The sequence below is a fragment of the Pseudomonas sp. MHK4 genome (assembly GCF_054600775.1).
The window spans coordinates 44,546-62,527 of the sequence record NZ_BAAIAK010000018.1; the positions used below are offsets into that span (position 1 = coordinate 44,546).

Below are 17,982 nucleotides of genomic sequence, written 5' to 3' on the forward strand. Positions count from 1 at the left end.
CAATCTCCTGCCCAATGCACGACCCCCCTTGCAGGAGCTGCCGCAGGCTGCGATCTTTTGATGTTGTTTTTAAGAGCCAAAGATCGCAGCCTGCGGCAGCTCCTACAGGGATGAGTAGAAATGTTGGTTGATTTGTTGGGTCAATGGAATTTTGGGGCGGTGGATTGGTTGGTAATTGGGGCGGGCATCGCCCTGGCCTACATCGTCTTTGGCATTGCGGGCTTTGGTACGGCGCTGGTGGCCGGGCCGATTTTGATCCTGTTCATGCCACTGTCGAAAATCGTGCCCTTGCTGGTGTTGCTGGATTTTGTCGCGGCATTCGGCAACCTGTTGCCCTCGCGGCGTGATGTGGCCAAGCCTGAGCTGTTGCGACTACTGCCGTGCATGGCCATGGGCTGCACGCTGGGCGTGATCTTCCTGTTAACCCTCAAGTCCGATCTGTTGCTGTTGTTGATGGGGCTGTTCATCAGTGCCTATGCCATCTACAGCCTGTGGGTCAAAACCCGTCCGGCGCAATTGTCTGCCGCCTGGGCAGTGCCGATGGGCACCGTGGGCGGGATGTTCGGCGCGTTGTTTGGCAGTGGCGGCTTTCTCTACGCGATCTATTTGAACAGCCGGCTGCCCAAGGAGGCGGCCCGGGCGACCCAGAGTGCGCTGATCAGTTGCAGCACGGTGGTGCGCCTGAGCCTGTTCATTGTCGCAGGCGTCTATGCCGAGCTACCCTTGTTGGTGCTGGCGCTGTGTTTGCTGCCGGCCATGGCGCTGGGCCTGTGGATCGGTGGCCGGTTGACCATGAAGTTGTCGCGCGAGGCGTTCATCCGGCTGGTGACCTGGCTGGTCCTGGCCAGCGGCATCGCCTTGATCGTGCGTTACTTGAGTACTTGACCTGTGAATCCCCGGGCTTAAGCTGCCCGGCTTCTTTCAAAGCGTTGCAGCAGGCCGGCCCATGAATTCCCAAAGCATCATTGTCCCGAAAATTTCCACGCTGGCGGTGCACGAGCCCCGGGCCCGGGCGATCGTGCGTTGGCTGGTGCGCAAGAACATCATCGACGAAGAGCTGACCACCTGCGGCCGCACCGGCAATCGCATGGCCCACGCCATCGGCGAGGGTGCCCGGGATGTGGTCCTGCACCCGCAAGCCCTGCCGTTCGGCGAGCCGATCAATGGCCTGGAGATCGTCACCAAGCGCTGCATCTATACACCGGCCAAGGGATTTCTTGGCGAGGCCGGTTGTGCCGAGTGTCGCAAGGAGGTCGGCGAAGCGCTGTTCGAAAGCCTCGAAGACTGGATGCCCGGGCGTACCGATAATTTCACTTGCCCGGAATGCGGGCACGAAGACGACATCAACGGCTTCCTGTACCTGCAGGAATGCGGCTTTTCCAACCTGGGGTTCATTTTCAACAACTGGGCCGAGGCGGGGTTCAAGCAGAGCTTTCTCGACGAGTTTGCCGATTGGCTGGATCAGCCGGTGAGTTGGATCAAAGTCGAACTGTAATTCTGATCAACACCGATCTCTGTAGGAGCTGGCTTGCCAGCGAATGCGGTGTGTCAGACAGACCGTATTGCCTGATTCGCTGGCAAGCCAGCTCCTACAAGAAATCCATGCAAAATACCCGTCGATCACCGTATCGATAATAGACAGAGTTTTACATTGAACCCGAGGGGGTGTCTGACTATAATGGCGCGCTTCCATTTTCCCGCTCGGGAGCCCCCGCGATGCTGCGTATCAGCCAAGAAGCTCTGACATTCGACGACATTCTCCTAGTGCCCGGTTATTCCGAGGTGCTTCCTAACGAAGTCAGTCTCAAGACCCGCCTTACCCGTGGCATCGAGCTGAATATTCCACTGGTTTCCGCCGCCATGGACACCGTCACTGAGGCCCGTCTGGCAATCGCCATGGCTCAGGAAGGTGGTATCGGTATCATCCACAAGAACATGACCATCGAGCAGCAAGCTGCCGAAGTGCGCAAGGTCAAGCGTTACGAAGCCGGTGTGGTCAAGGACCCGATCACCATCGAGGCCGACGCCACCGTGCGCGAGTTGTTCGAACTGACCCGCATGCACAACATCTCCGGCGTTCCGGTGTTGCACAATGGCGACCTGGTCGGCATCGTGACCTCCCGTGACGTGCGTTTCGAGAATCGTCTGGAAGCCACTGTCCGTGAAGTGATGACGCCTAAAGAGCGTCTGGTCACGGTCAAGGAAGGCGCCGACAAGAACGACGTTCGCGAGTTGCTGCACAAGCACCGCATCGAACGCGTGCTGATCGTCGACGACAAATTCGCCCTCAAAGGCATGATGACCGTCAACGACATCGAAAAAGCCAAGGCTTACCCGCTGGCCAGCAAGGACGATCAAGGTCGTCTGCGCGTGGGTGCTGCAGTCGGTACCGGTAAAGACACCGGTGACCGCGTTGCCGCGCTGGTCGCTGCCGGCGTTGACGTGGTGGTGGTCGACACCGCCCACGGTCACTCCAAAGGCGTGATCGACCGCGTTCGCTGGGTCAAGCAGAATTTCCCTGAAGTGCAGGTGATCGGCGGCAACATCGCCACCGGCGCAGCGGCCAAGGCCCTGGCCGAAGCTGGCGCTGATGCGGTCAAGGTCGGTATCGGCCCTGGCTCGATCTGCACCACTCGTATCGTCGCCGGTGTCGGCGTCCCGCAAATCAGTGCCATCGCCAACGTCGCCGCCGCCCTTGAAGGCACTGGCGTACCGTTGATCGCCGACGGCGGCATCCGTTTCTCCGGTGACCTGTCCAAGGCCATCGTAGCCGGTGCTTCCTGCGTGATGATGGGCTCGATGTTCGCCGGTACCGAAGAAGCGCCGGGCGAGATCGAACTGTTCCAGGGCCGTTCGTACAAGGCTTACCGCGGCATGGGTTCGCTGGGCGCCATGTCCCAGGCCCAGGGCTCCTCCGACCGTTACTTCCAGGACTCCTCGGCAGGCGCCGAGAAGCTGGTTCCGGAAGGCATCGAAGGCCGTGTGCCGTACAAGGGCACCCTGAGCGCCATCATCCATCAACTGATGGGCGGCCTGCGTTCCTCGATGGGCTACACCGGCAGTGCCGACATCGAAGAGATGCGCACCAAGCCTGAGTTCGTGCGGATCACCGGCGCTGGCATGGCCGAGTCCCACGTCCACGACGTGCAGATCACCAAGGAAGCGCCAAACTACCGCGTAGGTTGAGCCTTCAAGCAACACATCAAGCAACCGGGGCTGTTTTATTCAGCCCCGAGTTGTTTCTGAATCACGACTGTTTCCGAATTTTTTAGACGAGACTGAATCATGGCCCTCGACATTCACGCCCACCGCATCCTGATCCTCGACTTCGGTTCCCAGTACACCCAGCTGATCGCCCGCCGCGTGCGTGAAATCGGCGTGTACTGCGAACTGCACCCGTTCGACATGGATGACGAAGCGATTCGCGAATTCGCGCCAAAAGGGATCATCCTCGCCGGCGGCCCCGAGTCCGTACACGTAGCCGACAGCCCTCGCGCACCGCAAGCGGTGTGGGACCTGGGCGTACCGGTCTTCGGTATCTGCTACGGCATGCAGACCATGGCCGAACAACTGGGCGGCAAGGTTGAAGGTTCCGAGCTGCGTGAGTTCGGTTATGCCCGCGTAGACGTGGTCGGCAAGAGCCGCCTGCTCGACGGCATCGAAGACCACATCGACGCCGACGGCCTGTTCGGCCTCGACGTGTGGATGAGCCACGGTGACAAAGTTACCCGCATGCCGGAAGACTTCCACATCCTGGCCAGCACCCCGAGCTGCCCGATCGCCGGCATGTTCAGCGACGAGCGCCGTTACTACGGCGTGCAGTTCCACCCGGAAGTGACCCACACCAAGCAGGGCGGTCGCATCCTGTCGCGCTTCATCCTCGACATCTGCGAGTGTGAAGCCCTGTGGACCCCTTCGAAGATCGCTGAAGACGCCATCGCCCAGGTTCGCGCCCAGGTCGGCACCGACAACGTCCTGCTCGGCCTGTCCGGCGGTGTGGACTCGTCCGTGGTTGCCGCGCTGCTGCACAAGGCCATCGGCGACCAGCTGACCTGCGTATTCGTCGACAACGGCCTGCTGCGCCTGCACGAAGGCGAGCAAGTGATGGCCATGTTCGCCGAGAACATGGGCGTCAAGGTGATCCGCGCCAACGCCGAGGAGCAGTTCCTCGGTAACCTGGCCGGCGAAGCCGACCCGGAGAAGAAGCGCAAGATCATCGGCCGTACCTTCATCGACGTGTTCGATGCCGAATCCTGCAAGCTGGACAACATCAAGTACCTGGCCCAGGGCACCATCTACCCGGACGTGATCGAGTCGGCTGGCGCGAAAAGCGGCAAGGCCCACGTGATCAAGTCGCACCACAACGTGGGCGGCCTGCCGGAAGAGATGAACCTCAAGCTGGTCGAGCCACTGCGCGAACTGTTCAAGGACGAAGTCCGTCGTCTGGGCCTGGAACTGGGCCTGCCGTACGACATGGTCTACCGTCACCCGTTCCCGGGCCCGGGCCTGGGTGTGCGTATCCTCGGCGAAGTGAAGAAGGAATACGCCGACCTGCTGCGTCGCGCCGACCACATCTTCATCGAAGAGCTGCGCAAGGCCGACTGGTACCACAAGGTCAGCCAGGCATTCGTGGTGTTCCAGCCGGTGAAATCGGTTGGCGTGGTCGGCGATGGCCGTCGTTACGCCTGGGTCGTGGCCCTGCGTGCCGTGGAAACCATCGACTTCATGACCGCGCGTTGGGCACACCTGCCTTACGAACTGCTGGAAACCGTATCCGGGCGCATCATCAATGAAATCGAAGGCATCTCCCGCGTCACGTATGACGTGTCGAGCAAGCCGCCAGCGACCATTGAGTGGGAGTGATCCCGCACCCGCCCTGATGGGGTGAGCGCAGGATGAAAAGCCGTGTGAACGCGAGTTCACGCGGCTTTTTGCATTGAAGCAGGCCCTGCCTGCGGCCCGTCGTCACGCCCGCTTTGCTGTTGCTTTCGCAACTGCGGGTGTATCGTATTCGCCTTTTGCGGCCCCCGGGCCTGTCGTTGATACGTGAGGTAGTTGAGTTCATGTCCTTTACCCGTCGCCAAATCCTCGGTGGCCTGGCCGGTCTTGTAGTCGTTGGTGTCGGTGCGGGGGGCGCGTCGCGGTACTGGTTGGGCAAGAGGGCCGACGCTGATGCGGGCCACGACTATGAACTGATCGCCGCGCCGCTGGACGTCGAGCTGGTGGCCGGGCACAAGACCCCGGCCTGGGCGTTCGGCCCGTCGGCACCGGGCACCGAGTTACGCGCGCGTCAGGGTGACTGGTTGCGTGTGCGCTTCATCAACCACCTGACGGTCGCCACCACCATTCACTGGCACGGCATCCGCCTTCCGCTGGAAATGGACGGCGTGCCTTACGTGTCGCAGTTGCCGGTGTTGCCGGGGGAATACTTCGATTACAAGTTTCGCGTGCCCGACGCGGGTAGCTACTGGTATCACCCGCACGTGAACAGTAGCGAAGAGCTCGGTCGTGGCCTGGTCGGCCCGCTGATTATCGAAGAACGCGAACCCACCGGTTTCAAGTATGAAAAGACCTTGAGCCTGAAGAGCTGGCATGTGGACGATGTTGGCAATTTCGTCGAATTCAGCATTCCCCGTGAAGCCGCCCGTGGCGGTACGGCGGGGCGCCTGGCGACCATCAATGGTGTGCCGCAGGCGGTGATCGACTTGCCCGCCGGGCAGATCACCCGTGTACGCCTGCTCAACCTCGACAACACCTTGACCTATCGCCTGAACATTCCCGGCGTCGAAGCGCAGATCTATGCGCTGGACGGCAACCCCATCGAACCGCGGCCGATGGGCAAGGAATACTGGCTGGGCCCTGGGATGCGCATTTGCCTGGCGATCAAGGCGCCGCCGGCCGGTGAAGAGTTGTCGTTGCGCAATGGCCCTGTACGCCTGGGCACGTTCCGCTCGGTGGCCAATAGCGACGCTCCGACCCAATGGCCACCCGCGCTACCCGCCAACCCGATTGCCGAGCCGGACCTGGCCAATGCCGAGAAACTCAACTTCAATTTCGAATGGGTCGGCTCGGTCTCGGTCAATGTCGACAACGGCAAGCCGCCGAGCCTGTGGCAGATCAACGGCAAGGCCTGGGACATCACCGACAAGACCTGCGCCGACCGCCCGATCGCCAAGCTCGAGAAGGGCAAGAGCTACATTTTTGAATTGAAAAACATGACTCAGTACCAGCACCCGATTCACCTGCACGGCATGAGCTTCAAGGTGATTGCCTCGAACCGGCACAAGGTCATTCCGTACTTCACCGACACTTACCTGCTGGGCAAGAACGAGCGCGCGCAGGTGGCGCTGGTGGCGGATAATCCGGGTGTGTGGATGTTCCATTGCCATGTGATCGACCACATGGAAACCGGCCTGATGGCCGCTATCGAGGTGGCGTGATGCGTCAGATACGTCCCGCCGCCATCATCGACCGCAGCCGTGACCGCGACTTCATGCGTGAAGCCTTGACGCTGGCGGCCCAAGGCGCTGCCTTGGGCGAAGTGCCGGTCGGCGCCGTGCTGGTGCAGGATGGTGAAATCATCGGCCGTGGCTTCAACTGCCCGATCAGCGGCAGCGATCCCAGTGCCCACGCCGAGATGGTCGCGATCCGTGCTGCCGCCCAGGCCGTCAGCAACTATCGCCTGCCGGGCAGCACCCTGTATGTGACGCTGGAACCCTGCAGCATGTGTGCCGGGTTGATCGTGCATTCGCGGATAACGCGGGTGGTGTATGGCGCGCTGGAGCCGAAGGCGGGGATTGTGCAGAGCCAGGGGCAGTTTTTTACCCAGGGATTTCTCAACCATCGAGTGTTGTATGAAGGCGGGGTGTTGGCGGAGGAGTGTGGGGCGGTTTTGAGCGAGTTCTTCAAGGCTCGCAGAGCCAAATCTTCAGACTGAACACTGAACTAATGTGGGAGCGAGCAAGCCCGCTCCCACATTTTGATCTCCATTGATCTGGACAATGGGTTACTTGCGAGCGACGATCACCGCCCGCATCGGCGCCGGCAGGCCTTCGATGGTCTTGCTGTGATCCTCGGGATCAAGGAAGTCACTCAGCGACTGATACTTCATCCATTCCGTGCCGCGCTGTTCCTCGATCGTGGTCACGCTCACGTCCACGCATTTCACATCGCTGAACCCGGCGCGCCGCAACCACAACTCCAGTGCCGGCACCGACGGCAGGAACCAAACATTGCGCATCTGTGCGTAGCGGTCTTCCGGCACCAGCACCTGATGTTTGTCACCTTCGACCACCAGGGTCTCCAGCACCAGTTCACCGCCCTTGACCAGGCAATCCTTCAGCGCCAGCAAATGCTCGATCGGCGAGCGGCGGTGATAGAACACGCCCATGGAAAACACCGTGTCGAAACCTTCGAGGTTCGGTGGCAGGTCTTCGAACGGGAAGGGCAGGTGCCAGGCATTGGGCTCTGACAAGTAACGATGAACCGCCTGGAACTGGCAGAAGAACAACCAGTTCGGGTCGACGCCGATCACGCTGTCCGCACCGGCGCCAAGCATGCGCCACATGTAATAGCCGTTGCCGCAGCCGACATCGAGGATGCGCTTGCCTTTCAGATCCAGGTGCGGGGCGACCCGCGACCATTTCCAGTCCGAGCGCCACTCGGTGTCGACGTGCACGCCGAACAGATCGAACGGGCCTTTGCGCCACGGCGACAAGCCCATCAGCGCGGTGCGCATCTGCGCCCGAGTAGCGCCGTCGCAATCAGTGTCCAGTTTCAAACCGTTCAACAAGTCGATTTCACTTGGCTGGATCTGCGGCAAGGCATCCAGCGCGCTTTGCCAGCGCTCCAGGTCGCCATGGCCCTTTTCCATTTTCTTGTCGAGTTGCTGCTGCAGGGTGTTGGCCCATTCGGCCAGCGGCGTGCCAGCCAGGCGGCGAGCGAGGGGAGACAGATCAATCATGGCAAGGCAATCAACGAGGCAAAGTTAAGACACTGGAACCACGGCACGACTTTCGAGAACCCGGCGGCCAACAGGCGTTCGCGGTGTTCTTCGAGGCTGTCGGGCTTCATGACGTTTTCGATGGCGCTACGCTTCTGGGCGATTTCCAGTTCGCTGTAGCCGTTGGCGCGCTTGAAGGCGACGTGCAGGTCGGTGAGCAGCGCGTGCTCCTGCTCGTCTTCAAAACGCAGTTTCTCCGAGAGAATCAGGGCTCCACCGGGCAACAGCGATTGATGGATGCGCGACAGCAACGCGGTACGCTGATCCGGAGCGATAAATTGCAGGGTGAAGTTCAAAGCCACCACCGAGGCAGGTTTGAATTCGAGGGCGAGGATGTCGCCTTCGATTACTTCCACCGGCAGCAACTCCTGGAACATCGAGTCCTGGCCGTTCAGATATTCGCGGCATCGCTCGACCATCGCCGCGGAGTTATCCACAGCGATAACGCGACAACCCTCGGTGCGCACATGCCGACGCAGCGCCTGGGTCACCGCGCCCAGGGACGAACCGAGGTCGTAGAGCACGCTATTGGGCTGGGCGAATTGCGCGGCGAGCACACCGAGGTTTTCGACGATGGTCGGGTAACCCGGCACCGAGCGCTTGATCATGTCCGGGAACACCCGCACCACGTCCTCGTTGAACGCGAAGTCAGGCACCTGGGCCAAAGGCTGGGCGAAAAGGCGATCGGATTCTTTGCTCACGGCGGTTCCGGCGGTGGATGTGGAAAAGGCCGGCATTTTAGCCAAGTTGGCGCGGGGATGCGCGGGTTGTCTGATAAACCGAAGGGGCTGGCCTCAGAATCTTTCCGTCTGTGATATTGCTATCGCGAGCAGGCTGGCTCCCACAGGTTGATCACCGTCCCCTGTGGGAGCGAGCCTGCTCGCGATGGGGTCAACGCGGTTTCTGCTCGAACGCCGATGCGGTGATGCCCCATTGCCCCAGCCAATAGCTGAGGATGATCACGTACGCCGCGGCCTCGAATGGCATGACAAACCGACTGATGCCAATCACGCTGTCGGAAAACACAAACGCCACGGCCCCGGCTGCGGCCAGCAGCGCCGAGCGCTTGGGCACATCGGTGCCGAGACGGGCCAGCGCACGCCAGAGCATGGCGCTGATGGCCAGGCCGTAAACGATCACCGGAATCAGCAATGGCCCCAGCCCGTGGGAGATCAGGATTCCCAGCAACACCACGCCGACGCCAAGGGCCAGGATCAGCGGCAAAAGCGCCAGCCGCCTGCAGTCACTCAAATACGCTTTCAAATACGCCAAATGGGCGATCAAAAACGCCCCGAGGCCAAACACAAACAAATCCCCCGGCCAGGCCAGCAACACGTCGCCGAGCAGGGAGAAAATCAAGCCAAGGCTGATCCAGCGCCGATACTCGCTGGGCGGTGCGTCGTGCAACCAGCCGAGCAGGGCCAGGACAGGCAGCGGCTTGACCAGCAGGCACAGCAGGGCTGCGTGCACGCTGAGGCCGTAGAGAAAAGTCACTGCGCCCATCAGCGCCAGAATCAGCCAGCCCACGGTCAGTTGACCGAAATGGCGCAGTCGAAGGCATCCACCGGCAGCACTTCCGGTGCCCAGGGTTGTTGCGAGGTCAGGCGTAAACGTCCCGTGCCCGTGGCGAAGGCCTGGAATCGCCAGGTCGAAACACCGGCAGCGCCAACGACGCCGGCATCTTCCGGGTTGCTATAGACCTCTGGGCTGAGCGCGCGCAATACGCCACCGGCCGAATCCTGGATCGACCAGCGATAGCCCGTGGTTGGATTGCTCGGCAGGGTCAGGATCAGGTTTTGCCCGCTGGTGAGTTTTACCGGGCATTCGCTTTGTTTTTCCACGGTCACGTTGTGCGCAGGTTGCGTGGCGCAAGCGGCCAGCAAGGCGAGTGCGAGGGGGAGAAACAGGCGGGTGGGGGACATAGGGTAAGTGGCTCCGGTGTTCACGACGAACGGCGAGCATAACCGAGATGAGACAAATTGTGACCAGAGCCCTCTTGATGAAAATGCTAATGCATCGGGCTCTGGTACCAAGGATAAAAGCGAAGCTGAACAAATATTTATTCGCTGACGTCGATATAACCATTAATTACGCCAATGCTGAACAGCAATGTAAAAGTTATTCGATAATTTTTAGTGGAGTGATTTAGCTGAGCGTTGAATGTTCCGCTTTGGGCGTATGTGATGTTGTTCCCATCCAGGAAATAAACCTGACCGAGTTCCTTTTGATGCTCGAACGGTCGATCGCCGGGCGGTGTGGAGGGGTCGATGCCCAAATTAAAAAACACCCAATTTTGACCGCTACGGTTAATGCCTTCAATCATTAACCACTCGCCACTGCGCCAAATGTGAACGTCTTCGCTTCTAAAATAATCGTCCCCGTTACTACGTGTTGCATTGCAGTAGCCGGTAACCATTGTTTTTGCACAAGTTTCCTGATTTTCCATGATCCGATTTCCTCGTATTGATTGGCATTGTTGAACATCCGAACTGATCAGGAAATTAGGCAATAACGTCGAGCTCACCTTCAATCGCGGAACTTTGGCCACCAAACATTAACGTAAACGTTAATTTGTAATGTTTGGTAGTAGTGTTTAGGTCTGCATTAAAGCTGCCGGAGTAGGCATGCATTAAGGACGAGTCAGATTTGTATATAACCTCCTTCAGCAGTTTTCCTCGCTCAAATTGCTGTTCGCCGGTGGGGGTTTGGGAGTCGATCAGCACATCGATGCTTCTGTAATTTGGGCTGTGGGAATCTATAAAGCCACTGATTACTATGTTGTTAGCTTCATTGCTTATAAAAATTTCGGTCGCGTTAAATATTTCTTCGCCATTTTGCATGGCTCGAAAATACCCACTGGCTTTAGTCCTGGTTTCGTTAGTCGCCATGTTGTGATCGTCCTTTGATGATTGTCAGATAGTCGAAGGAATATGTTAAGCGCTGAGAAGTCGGCTGGGTACTGTCATATCTGTCAGTTTTTTATAACAAGTCGCGATAATTAATTATGGTTCGCAGGTGAACGGTCAGAGTTTAATTCTGGCCACGTCAGTGTGCGACTGGGCAATATCTTCGTCAAAGGCGCAAACCCTCTGACGAAATTGTCGGTGAGCTTTTGGCAAATAGATATCAAAAGCACGATCTTTTGGCGGTGTTCTTTTCACTAGCTTTGAAAATAGCAAGTATTTCTCAGGAGCCGACGCTGGTATACAACTCTTCGGATATGAACTCGTCGCAATCTTGAATGGGGGCATTCAAATAGTTGTTCTGACAGCACTGGCGGAATTTTATCTCTACGTTAAAGTGGCTGTCGACAAGACTTCTTCGTTGCTGGATGTAACCGCCCGGTCGTCAGTGGCCCAGCATTCACAACGACTGGCGAGCAAAACTGAAGAAGACAAATTTGACCAGAGTCACCTAGTACAAAATGCTGGCGCATGGGGCTCTGGTGCGAGGGGTCAAATCGAAGTGGGTCAGGGATTATTCAGTGACGTCGACGTCACCTTGAATTTCGCCATAGCTAGGGAAAGACAAATTAAAAGTAATTTGATACTTTTTTGTGGCGTTGTTGAGGCGGGCCTCGAACGTTCCGCTCTGCGCATATACATCTTTCCCGTCCGGGGCGGCGTAGCGAACACGGCGCAGGTACTCCCCTCCAGGCAGAAACACTTGTTCGCCACTCTGGGTAAAGCGGTTAATGGTCAAGAAAATACCACTCCAACCTGGAAAACCCAAATTTTTAGTCCCTTGAATCTCCAGCCATGTTGCATCGGGGTGCACGTCAACTCTGTCACTTTGAAATATCATATCTTCGCCTCTTTTGGCGTTGATATAGCCATTGGCTTTTTTTGAAGCAGGATTGTCATTTATCATCATCTTCTTTCCTTGTCATCGTAAATTTCCGAACTTTGAAGATAACAAGGGAGTTGTCTTGCTGGTACTGTCATTTTTTGACAGTTGATTACAATGTATGGCTATAAGGAAAGAGCTTGAGCAAATAAAATGGCCAGACGGTCGTCTGGCCATTCGATTGTTGGTTTATCCGCTTAGAACAACACCTTCGCCACATCCGCAAACCGCTTGGCAAAGTGCACGGTGATGCCTTCCTTCAGATACTCCGGCAATTCCTCGAAGTTGCCGCGGTTCGCCTCCGGCAGTATCAGCTCGAAAATCTTCTGCCGCCGCGCCGCAATTACCTTCTCACGCACCCCGCCAATCGGCAGAACATGCCCGGTCAGCGTCAGTTCGCCGGTCATGGCCACGCCTTTTTTCGGTGGCTGGTTGCGGGCCAGGGACAGCAGGGCGCTGGCCATGGTCACACCGGCGCTCGGGCCGTCTTTCGGCGTAGCACCTTCCGGAACGTGGAGGTGGACGAACGCTTCGTCGAAGAATTTCGTGTCACCGCCAAACGACTTCAGATTGGAGCTAACGTAGCTGTAGGCAATTTCCGCCGATTCCTTCATTACTTCACCCAATTGGCCGGTGAGTTTGAAGCCGCGATTGAGCGTGTGAATGCGCGTCGCTTCGATCGGCAAGGTGGCGCCACCCATGCTGGTCCAGGCGAGGCCAGTGATCACGCCGGTACCGCAAAGCACTTGCTCGTTACGGAACACCGGTTTACCCAGCGACGACTCGAGGTCCTTAGGGCCAATCTTGATCGTTGCTTGCGGATCTTCGAGCAGCTTCACCACGGCTTTGCGCACCAGTTTGCCGAGGTTTTTCTCCAGCTGGCGGACTCCGGCTTCACGGGCATAACCGTCGATCAGCGCCTTGAGGGCGTTGTCGCTGATGCTCAGGCTGGCTTTCGACACCCCGGCCTTCTCCAGCTGTTTGGGCCACAGGTGACGCTTGGCGATGGCGACTTTTTCCTCGGTGATGTAGCCCGACAGGCGAATCACTTCCATCCGGTCCAGCAAGGGGCCGGGAATCGAATCCAGGGTGTTGGCGGTGCAGACGAACAGGACTTTCGACAGGTCCATGCGCAGGTCGAGGTAGTGGTCGAGGAATTCGACGTTCTGCTCCGGATCCAGGGTTTCCAACAGCGCCGAGGCCGGGTCACCCTGATAGCTTTGGCCCATCTTGTCGATTTCGTCGAGCATGATCACCGGGTTCATCACTTCGACGTCTTTGAGCGCCTGCACCAGTTTGCCCGGCTGTGCGCCGATGTACGTACGGCGATGGCCCTTGATTTCGGCCTCGTCACGCATGCCGCCAACGCTGAAGCGGTAGAACGGTCGGCCAAGGGATTCGGCGATGGATTTGCCGACGCTGGTCTTGCCCACGCCCGGCGGACCCACCAGCAGCACGATGGAACCGCTGATCTCGCCTTTGTAGGCACCGACCGCGAGGAATTCGAGGATGCGGTCCTTGATGTCGTCGAGGCCGGCATGGTGGTTGTCCAGTACCTTGCGGGCGTGCTTGAGGTCGAGTTTGTCCTCACCGTATACACCCCATGGCACCGAGGTCGCCCAGTCGATGTAATTGCGGGTGACCGCATATTCCGGCGAGCCGGTTTCGAGGATCGACAGCTTGTTCATTTCTTCTTCGAGGCGCTTCTGCACCTGCGCCGGCAGGACTTTGCCCTCCAGTCGTTGTTCGAACTGTTCGAGGTCAGCGCTGCGGTCGTCCTTGGTCAGCCCCAGCTCCTGCTGGATGACCTTGAGTTGTTCCTTGAGGAAGAACTCGCGCTGATGCTCGCCGATCTTGCGGTTCACTTCCGCGGAGATCTCTTTTTGCAGGCGCGCGACCTCGACTTCCTTGCGCAACATCGGCAGGACTTTTTCCATGCGCTTGAGCATGGGCACGCAGTCGAGCACTTCTTGCAGTTCACTGCCGGTAGCCGAAGTCAGGGCGGCGGCGAAGTCGGTCAGCGGCGATGGATCGTTGGGGCTGAAGCGGTTGAGGTAGTTCTTCAGCTCTTCGCTGTACAGCGGGTTGAGCGGCAGCAGTTCCTTGATCGCATTGATCAGTGCCATGCCGTAGGCCTTGACCTCGTCGGTCGGCTCGGTGGGCTGGTGCGGGTATTCGACTTCCACCAGGTAGGGCGGGCGATGGTGCTTGAGCCAGGTCTTGAGACGCACACGGGTCAGGCCTTGGGCAACGAATTGCAGCTTGCCGTTTTCGCGACTGGCGTGGTGCACCTTGACCAGGGTGCCGTACAGCGGCAGGGCCGAGGTGTCGAAATGGCGCGGGTCTTCCTGGGGGGTGTCCATGTAGAACAGGGCCAGGGAGTGATGATCGGATTTGGCGACCAGGTCGAGGGTTTCCGCCCAGGGTTCTTCATTGACGATGACCGGCAGGACCTGGGCCGGGAAGAAGGGGCGGTTGTGAATCGGAATGATGTAGACCTTGTCCGGCAGGTTCTGGCCGGGCAGGGCCAGGCCCTTGCCGGTGGTGTGGTGTTCGGTGTTTTCCGGGTCGGCGTATTCGCTGGGGTCTTCGGGGAATGCTTGCTGGTCGCTCATGGGGCACCTGCGCAATGGGGTATGGGTCTTAGATGGGGCAGGCCTTGGGTGGTTTCAATGGGGGAAGGGATATTCGGGAGCGTTCAGGATCTGGACAGGTCCTGGCCATCAGCCCGTTGCAGGCATGGCGCGCCGATCAGGTCGGGTAGCGTTCCCACGGCATGGGAGCGCTTATCCGGGATATTAAGGGCGAATCTCGATCATCGTGCCGTCCGGCACCAGGTTCCAGATTTCGCGCATGTCCATGTTGCGCATGGCGATGCAGCCGTCGGTCCAGTCCAGGGTGTGGAACAGGTTTTCGGGGTTCTCTTCGGTGTCCGGGGTGCCGTGGATCATGATCATGCCGCCGGGATCGACACCTTCGCGTCGTGAGCGCGCGGAATCGCTGATGTTCGGATAGGAAATGTGCATCGCCAGGTTGAAGCGGTCGCTGACCTTGCGCCAGTCGATCCAGTAGAAACCTTCGGGCGTGCGTTTGTCGCCTTCCATCAGTTTCGGTCCCTGGGGCCTTTTGCCCAGGGAAATGCGATAGGTCTTGAATGGCTTGCCGTCGTTGATCAATTGCAATTGATGGGCAGACTTGAGAACCAGGACTTTCTCGATGACCTTGCCGTTCAGGGGCTCCATGGCAGTAGCCTGGGACACCGTGACGAACGACAAGAAGAACAGGGCAAGCAACCAGCGCATTGAAACGATTCCCCAGGAGGTGTCGCGACTATATATATATTTATAGGTGTTTTTGCAGGCGCTGCCGAGGGTTCGGCCGAGTTCGGACGATCTGTGCGCGCCTAGCAATGATACCAAGATGACATCAACTGATGACAGGCTGGGCCAGCGGCGGGATCGATTCGGACCGCACGGGGTAGACCTCGGTCCGTCGGTCAGCGAAAAAGCATTCTAAGGTACGGCCCACCGTGCGGAAAGCCAGCTCGTCCCAAGGAATGTCGGCTTCGTCGAATAGTTGCACTTCCAGGCTCTCGGGGCCGGCAGCAAAATCCAGGTCCGCAAGCTCGGCGCGGAAGAAGACATGCACCTGGCTGATGTGCGGCACATCGATCAGGGTATAGATGCTCAGGTTGCGCACCCGCGCGCAGGCTTCCTCGGCGGTCTCGCGAATGGCCGCCTGCTCGATGGTCTCACCGTTTTCCATGAAGCCGGCAGGCAGGGTCCAGTAGCCCCGGCGCGGCTCGATGGCGCGGCGGCACAACAGCACCTGGGCGCCCCAGGTCGCCACGCAACCGGCGACGATGTTGGGGTTCTGGTAATGAATGGTGTGACAGCTGTCGCAGACAAAACGCAGGCGTGAATCGCCTTCGGGAATGCGTTGGGTCACCGGGTTGCCGCACTGACTGCAAAATTTCATGCTGGGGTTCCTGAATGCTGCGCCTATCTTGGCGTGCGGCGGTGGCTGTCGGCAAGTTGTCGTTTCGCGACATGCCACTGTCCGGGGGGTTGGGCGACCGAAGCGATTGGTGCATGATGCAGGGTAAGGCACTGATCGAGAACACTCATGCTGGACGAGCTACTGCATCGGGTAAGTCACCACACACCGCGCACGTTGGAATCCGACCGACGTTTCCCCGAGGCTGCCGTCCTGGTGCCGATTACCCGCAGTGACGAGCCGGAGCTGGTGTTGACCCTGCGCGCCAGCGGGCTGTCGACCCATGGTGGTGAAGTCGCCTTCCCCGGTGGTCGACGCGACCCCGAAGACCCCGACCTGGTTTTTACCGCCCTGCGCGAAGCCGAGGAAGAGATCGGCCTGCCACCGGGCCTGGTCGAAGTGATCGGCCCGCTGAGTCCGTTGATCTCCCTGCACGGCATAAAGGTCACGCCTTATGTCGGGGTGATTCCGGATTTCGTTCAATATCGCGCCAATGATGCGGAGATCGCCGCCGTGTTCAGTGTGCCCCTGGAGTTCTTTCGCAAGGACCCACGTGAGCATACCCATCGTATCGATTACCAGGGGCGCAGTTGGTACGTGCCGAGTTATCGTTATGGTGAATTCAAGATCTGGGGTTTGACGGCGATCATGATCGTCGAGTTGATCAATCTGCTCTATGACGCGAAAATCAGCCTGCACCAACCGCCCAAAAGCTTTATCAATACCTGAAGCCATCATTCGAATGGCCTGAACACGCCGCTGCCTGAGCCTTGAGGACAACAAGATGAAATACCGCCTGGGCGACGCCCGTGTCGAGACCCATCCACAGAGCTGGGTCGCTCCCAATGCCGTGCTGGTGGGCAAGGTCAAGCTGCAAGAGGGCGCCAACGTCTGGTTCAACGCCGTGCTGCGGGGCGACAACGAGCTGATCCTGATCGGCAAGAACAGCAACGTCCAGGACGGCACCGTGATGCATACCGACATGGGCTACCCGCTCACCATCGGTACCGGCGTGACCATCGGCCACAACGCCATGCTGCACGGCTGCACCGTCGGTGACTACAGCCTTATCGGCATTAATGCGGTGATCCTCAATGGTGCGAAAATCGGCAAGAACTGCATCATCGGCGCCAATTCGTTGATCGGCGAAGGCAAGGAGATTCCCGACGGTTCATTGGTCATGGGCTCACCGGGCAAGGTGGTGCGCGAGCTGACCGAGCCGCAGATAAAGATGCTGGAAGCCAGCGCCGCCCACTATGTGCATAACTCGCAACGTTATGCCCGCGACCTGGCTGAGCAGGAAGAATGACCACGACCGAACGACCGGTGCCATCGCCCTGCGTGAACATTTGTGCGCTGGACGACGATGACATCTGCACGGGCTGTCAGCGCACGGTCGAAGAAATCACTCGCTGGAGCCGGATGGACAACGAAGAACGACGCAAGGTGTTGGGGTTGTGCCATGAACGGGCCAGGTCCAGCGGGCTGGTATGGATGATTGGCAAGACACCCGGTAACTGAGGTGAGCCCATTGTAGGAGCGAGCTTGCTCGCGATGGACTCAATACCACCGCGGGGAATCAGATTCCCCGCGTTATCGTTCACGACTATCGCGAGCGAGCTCGCTCCTACGGTACCCTGTGCGCCAAATTGACAGGTGCCCCCATGCTCTTCCTGATCGCCTACATCGGCAGCGTCGTGCTGATCAACTACGCCTTTTCCACCGCCCCGCACCTGGACATCATCTGGTCGGCGTGGGGCGGCCTGGTCTTCGTGCTGCGCGACATGGTGCAAACCCGCTTCGGTCACGGCGCGATTGCGGCGATGCTGGCGGCGCTGGTGCTGTCCTACATCACCTCCGATCCCTCCATCGCCCTGGCCAGTGCCACGGCGTTTGCCGTGTCGGAGTGCATCGACTGGCTGGTGTTCAGCATCACCCGGCGCCCGTTGCACGACCGCTTGTGGATAAGTTCGGCGCTGAGCATCCCGCTCGACACCTTTATCTTCTTCGGCATGATTGACGCGCTGACCCCTGGTGTCATTCTTACCGCCCTGGGTTCGAAGTTCGCCGGCGTCACCGCCGTCTGGCTGATCATGGCCTGGCGCTTGCGCAAACAGACACTCGTCAGCTGAGCCAAA

General features: G+C 58.9%; 20 protein-coding genes. 10 read left to right on the forward strand and 10 right to left on the reverse strand.

What is annotated here, in order from left to right; all coding sequences use genetic code 11:
* Positions 1 to 120: 120 nt before the first annotated feature.
* From ACYP2Q_RS29065 to tadA, 6 genes are all read left to right on the forward strand, one after another.
* On the forward strand, positions 121 to 885 hold the full coding sequence (locus ACYP2Q_RS29065) for a sulfite exporter TauE/SafE family protein (protein ID WP_459733609.1): 765 nt from the start codon (positions 121 to 123) through the stop codon (positions 883 to 885).
* A 61-nt stretch (positions 886 to 946) separates the two neighbouring features.
* Entirely contained in the window at positions 947 to 1,495 is a 549-nt protein-coding gene (locus ACYP2Q_RS29070; RefSeq protein WP_459733610.1) for a sugar ABC transporter ATPase, read from the forward strand.
* A gap of 221 nt (positions 1,496 to 1,716) precedes the next feature.
* Positions 1,717 to 3,186: an IMP dehydrogenase gene (guaB, locus tag ACYP2Q_RS29075; protein ID WP_459733611.1), complete on the forward strand. Its 1,470-nt coding sequence runs from the start codon at positions 1,717 to 1,719 to the stop codon at positions 3,184 to 3,186.
* 99 nt (positions 3,187 to 3,285) lie between these two features.
* Positions 3,286 to 4,863, forward strand: coding sequence for a glutamine-hydrolyzing GMP synthase (gene guaA / locus ACYP2Q_RS29080; RefSeq protein WP_459733613.1), 1,578 nt, complete (start codon positions 3,286 to 3,288; stop codon positions 4,861 to 4,863).
* Positions 4,864 to 5,063: 200 nt separating this feature from the next.
* On the forward strand, positions 5,064 to 6,440 hold the full coding sequence (locus ACYP2Q_RS29085) for a multicopper oxidase family protein (RefSeq protein ID WP_459733614.1): 1,377 nt from the start codon (positions 5,064 to 5,066) through the stop codon (positions 6,438 to 6,440).
* Positions 6,440 to 6,937 (forward strand): tRNA adenosine(34) deaminase TadA, encoded by a 498-nt coding sequence (tadA, locus tag ACYP2Q_RS29090; protein WP_459733615.1) that lies wholly within the window; start codon positions 6,440 to 6,442, stop codon positions 6,935 to 6,937. Before ACYP2Q_RS29085 ends, tadA begins: the two co-directional genes overlap by 1 nt.
* Before the next feature lie 69 nt (positions 6,938 to 7,006).
* Here tadA and cmoB read toward each other — a convergent pair whose 3' ends face one another.
* The 10 genes from cmoB to ACYP2Q_RS29140 all read right to left on the reverse strand — a co-directional run bounded on the left by cmoB (position 7,007) and on the right by ACYP2Q_RS29140 (position 15,826).
* Positions 7,007 to 7,963, reverse strand: coding sequence for a tRNA 5-methoxyuridine(34)/uridine 5-oxyacetic acid(34) synthase CmoB (cmoB, locus tag ACYP2Q_RS29095; RefSeq protein WP_459733616.1), 957 nt, complete (start codon positions 7,961 to 7,963; stop codon positions 7,007 to 7,009).
* The gene (gene cmoA, locus ACYP2Q_RS29100; protein ID WP_459733617.1) at positions 7,960 to 8,739 is read right to left on the reverse strand and encodes a carboxy-S-adenosyl-L-methionine synthase CmoA; all 780 of its coding nucleotides are present in this window, start codon (positions 8,737 to 8,739) and stop codon (positions 7,960 to 7,962) included. The genes cmoB and cmoA overlap by 4 nt, the downstream gene beginning before the upstream one ends.
* Positions 8,740 to 8,893: 154 nt before the next feature.
* Entirely contained in the window at positions 8,894 to 9,529 is a 636-nt protein-coding gene (locus ACYP2Q_RS29105; RefSeq protein WP_459733618.1) for a lysoplasmalogenase, read from the reverse strand.
* Positions 9,530 to 9,531: 2 nt separating this feature from the next.
* Entirely contained in the window at positions 9,532 to 9,924 is a 393-nt protein-coding gene (locus ACYP2Q_RS29110; protein ID WP_459733620.1) for a protease inhibitor I42 family protein, read from the reverse strand.
* Positions 9,925 to 10,061: 137 nt separating this feature from the next.
* Complete coding sequence (locus tag ACYP2Q_RS29115) at positions 10,062 to 10,448, reverse strand: hypothetical protein (RefSeq protein WP_459733621.1); 387 nt, start codon at positions 10,446 to 10,448, stop codon at positions 10,062 to 10,064.
* A 55-nt stretch (positions 10,449 to 10,503) separates the two neighbouring features.
* The gene (locus ACYP2Q_RS29120; RefSeq protein ID WP_459733622.1) at positions 10,504 to 10,890 is read right to left on the reverse strand and encodes a hypothetical protein; all 387 of its coding nucleotides are present in this window, start codon (positions 10,888 to 10,890) and stop codon (positions 10,504 to 10,506) included.
* A gap of 589 nt (positions 10,891 to 11,479) precedes the next feature.
* Positions 11,480 to 11,875 carry a hypothetical protein gene (locus tag ACYP2Q_RS29125; protein WP_459733624.1) on the reverse strand — a complete coding sequence of 132 codons (396 nt, stop codon included), beginning with the start codon at positions 11,873 to 11,875 and terminating at the stop codon, positions 11,480 to 11,482.
* Positions 11,876 to 12,045: 170 nt separating this feature from the next.
* Positions 12,046 to 14,463 (reverse strand): endopeptidase La, encoded by a 2,418-nt coding sequence (lon, locus tag ACYP2Q_RS29130; protein WP_459733625.1) that lies wholly within the window; start codon positions 14,461 to 14,463, stop codon positions 12,046 to 12,048.
* 183 nt (positions 14,464 to 14,646) lie between these two features.
* A complete protein-coding gene (locus ACYP2Q_RS29135) occupies positions 14,647 to 15,150 on the reverse strand; it encodes a L,D-transpeptidase family protein (RefSeq protein WP_459733626.1) in 504 nt (167 codons plus the stop codon).
* 124 nt (positions 15,151 to 15,274) lie between these two features.
* Positions 15,275 to 15,826: an NUDIX hydrolase gene (locus ACYP2Q_RS29140; protein WP_459733627.1), complete on the reverse strand. Its 552-nt coding sequence runs from the start codon at positions 15,824 to 15,826 to the stop codon at positions 15,275 to 15,277.
* 147 nt (positions 15,827 to 15,973) lie between these two features.
* Here ACYP2Q_RS29140 and ACYP2Q_RS29145 point away from each other — a divergent pair, with 147 nt between their 5' ends.
* The 4 genes from ACYP2Q_RS29145 to ACYP2Q_RS29160 all read left to right on the forward strand — a co-directional run bounded on the left by ACYP2Q_RS29145 (position 15,974) and on the right by ACYP2Q_RS29160 (position 17,976).
* A complete protein-coding gene (locus ACYP2Q_RS29145) occupies positions 15,974 to 16,573 on the forward strand; it encodes a CoA pyrophosphatase (RefSeq protein ID WP_459733628.1) in 600 nt (199 codons plus the stop codon).
* Positions 16,574 to 16,628: 55 nt separating this feature from the next.
* Positions 16,629 to 17,153, forward strand: a complete 525-nt coding sequence (locus tag ACYP2Q_RS29150; RefSeq protein ID WP_459733629.1) for a gamma carbonic anhydrase family protein — start codon at positions 16,629 to 16,631, stop codon at positions 17,151 to 17,153.
* The gene (locus ACYP2Q_RS29155) at positions 17,150 to 17,365 is read left to right on the forward strand and encodes a DUF1289 domain-containing protein (RefSeq protein ID WP_459733630.1); all 216 of its coding nucleotides are present in this window, start codon (positions 17,150 to 17,152) and stop codon (positions 17,363 to 17,365) included. Before ACYP2Q_RS29150 ends, ACYP2Q_RS29155 begins: the two co-directional genes overlap by 4 nt.
* Before the next feature lie 143 nt (positions 17,366 to 17,508).
* Entirely contained in the window at positions 17,509 to 17,976 is a 468-nt protein-coding gene (locus ACYP2Q_RS29160; RefSeq protein ID WP_459733632.1) for a preQ0 transporter, read from the forward strand.
* Positions 17,977 to 17,982 lie beyond the last annotated feature (6 nt).

What these genes read in the sequence shown, in the direction of transcription:
- ACYP2Q_RS29065 (WP_459733609.1), top strand. Translation starts at nt 121, where the DNA reads ATGTTGGTTGATTTGTTGGGTCAATGGAATTTTGGGGCGGTGGATTGG.
- ACYP2Q_RS29070 (WP_459733610.1), top strand. Translation starts at nt 947, where the DNA reads ATGAATTCCCAAAGCATCATTGTCCCGAAAATTTCCACGCTGGCGGTG.
- guaB (WP_459733611.1), top strand. Translation starts at nt 1,717, where the DNA reads ATGCTGCGTATCAGCCAAGAAGCTCTGACATTCGACGACATTCTCCTA.
- guaA (WP_459733613.1), top strand. Translation starts at nt 3,286, where the DNA reads ATGGCCCTCGACATTCACGCCCACCGCATCCTGATCCTCGACTTCGGT.
- ACYP2Q_RS29085 (WP_459733614.1), top strand. Translation starts at nt 5,064, where the DNA reads ATGTCCTTTACCCGTCGCCAAATCCTCGGTGGCCTGGCCGGTCTTGTA.
- tadA (WP_459733615.1), top strand. Translation starts at nt 6,440, where the DNA reads ATGCGTCAGATACGTCCCGCCGCCATCATCGACCGCAGCCGTGACCGC.
- cmoB (WP_459733616.1), bottom strand. Translation starts at nt 7,963, where the DNA reads ATGATTGATCTGTCTCCCCTCGCTCGCCGCCTGGCTGGCACGCCGCTG.
- cmoA (WP_459733617.1), bottom strand. Translation starts at nt 8,739, where the DNA reads ATGCCGGCCTTTTCCACATCCACCGCCGGAACCGCCGTGAGCAAAGAA.
- ACYP2Q_RS29110 (WP_459733620.1), bottom strand. Translation starts at nt 9,924, where the DNA reads ATGTCCCCCACCCGCCTGTTTCTCCCCCTCGCACTCGCCTTGCTGGCC.
- ACYP2Q_RS29115 (WP_459733621.1), bottom strand. Translation starts at nt 10,448, where the DNA reads ATGGAAAATCAGGAAACTTGTGCAAAAACAATGGTTACCGGCTACTGC.
- ACYP2Q_RS29120 (WP_459733622.1), bottom strand. Translation starts at nt 10,890, where the DNA reads ATGGCGACTAACGAAACCAGGACTAAAGCCAGTGGGTATTTTCGAGCC.
- ACYP2Q_RS29125 (WP_459733624.1), bottom strand. Translation starts at nt 11,875, where the DNA reads ATGATGATAAATGACAATCCTGCTTCAAAAAAAGCCAATGGCTATATC.
- lon (WP_459733625.1), bottom strand. Translation starts at nt 14,463, where the DNA reads ATGAGCGACCAGCAAGCATTCCCCGAAGACCCCAGCGAATACGCCGAC.
- ACYP2Q_RS29135 (WP_459733626.1), bottom strand. Translation starts at nt 15,150, where the DNA reads ATGCGCTGGTTGCTTGCCCTGTTCTTCTTGTCGTTCGTCACGGTGTCC.
- ACYP2Q_RS29140 (WP_459733627.1), bottom strand. Translation starts at nt 15,826, where the DNA reads ATGAAATTTTGCAGTCAGTGCGGCAACCCGGTGACCCAACGCATTCCC.
- ACYP2Q_RS29145 (WP_459733628.1), top strand. Translation starts at nt 15,974, where the DNA reads ATGCTGGACGAGCTACTGCATCGGGTAAGTCACCACACACCGCGCACG.
- ACYP2Q_RS29150 (WP_459733629.1), top strand. Translation starts at nt 16,629, where the DNA reads ATGAAATACCGCCTGGGCGACGCCCGTGTCGAGACCCATCCACAGAGC.
- ACYP2Q_RS29155 (WP_459733630.1), top strand. Translation starts at nt 17,150, where the DNA reads ATGACCACGACCGAACGACCGGTGCCATCGCCCTGCGTGAACATTTGT.
- ACYP2Q_RS29160 (WP_459733632.1), top strand. Translation starts at nt 17,509, where the DNA reads ATGCTCTTCCTGATCGCCTACATCGGCAGCGTCGTGCTGATCAACTAC.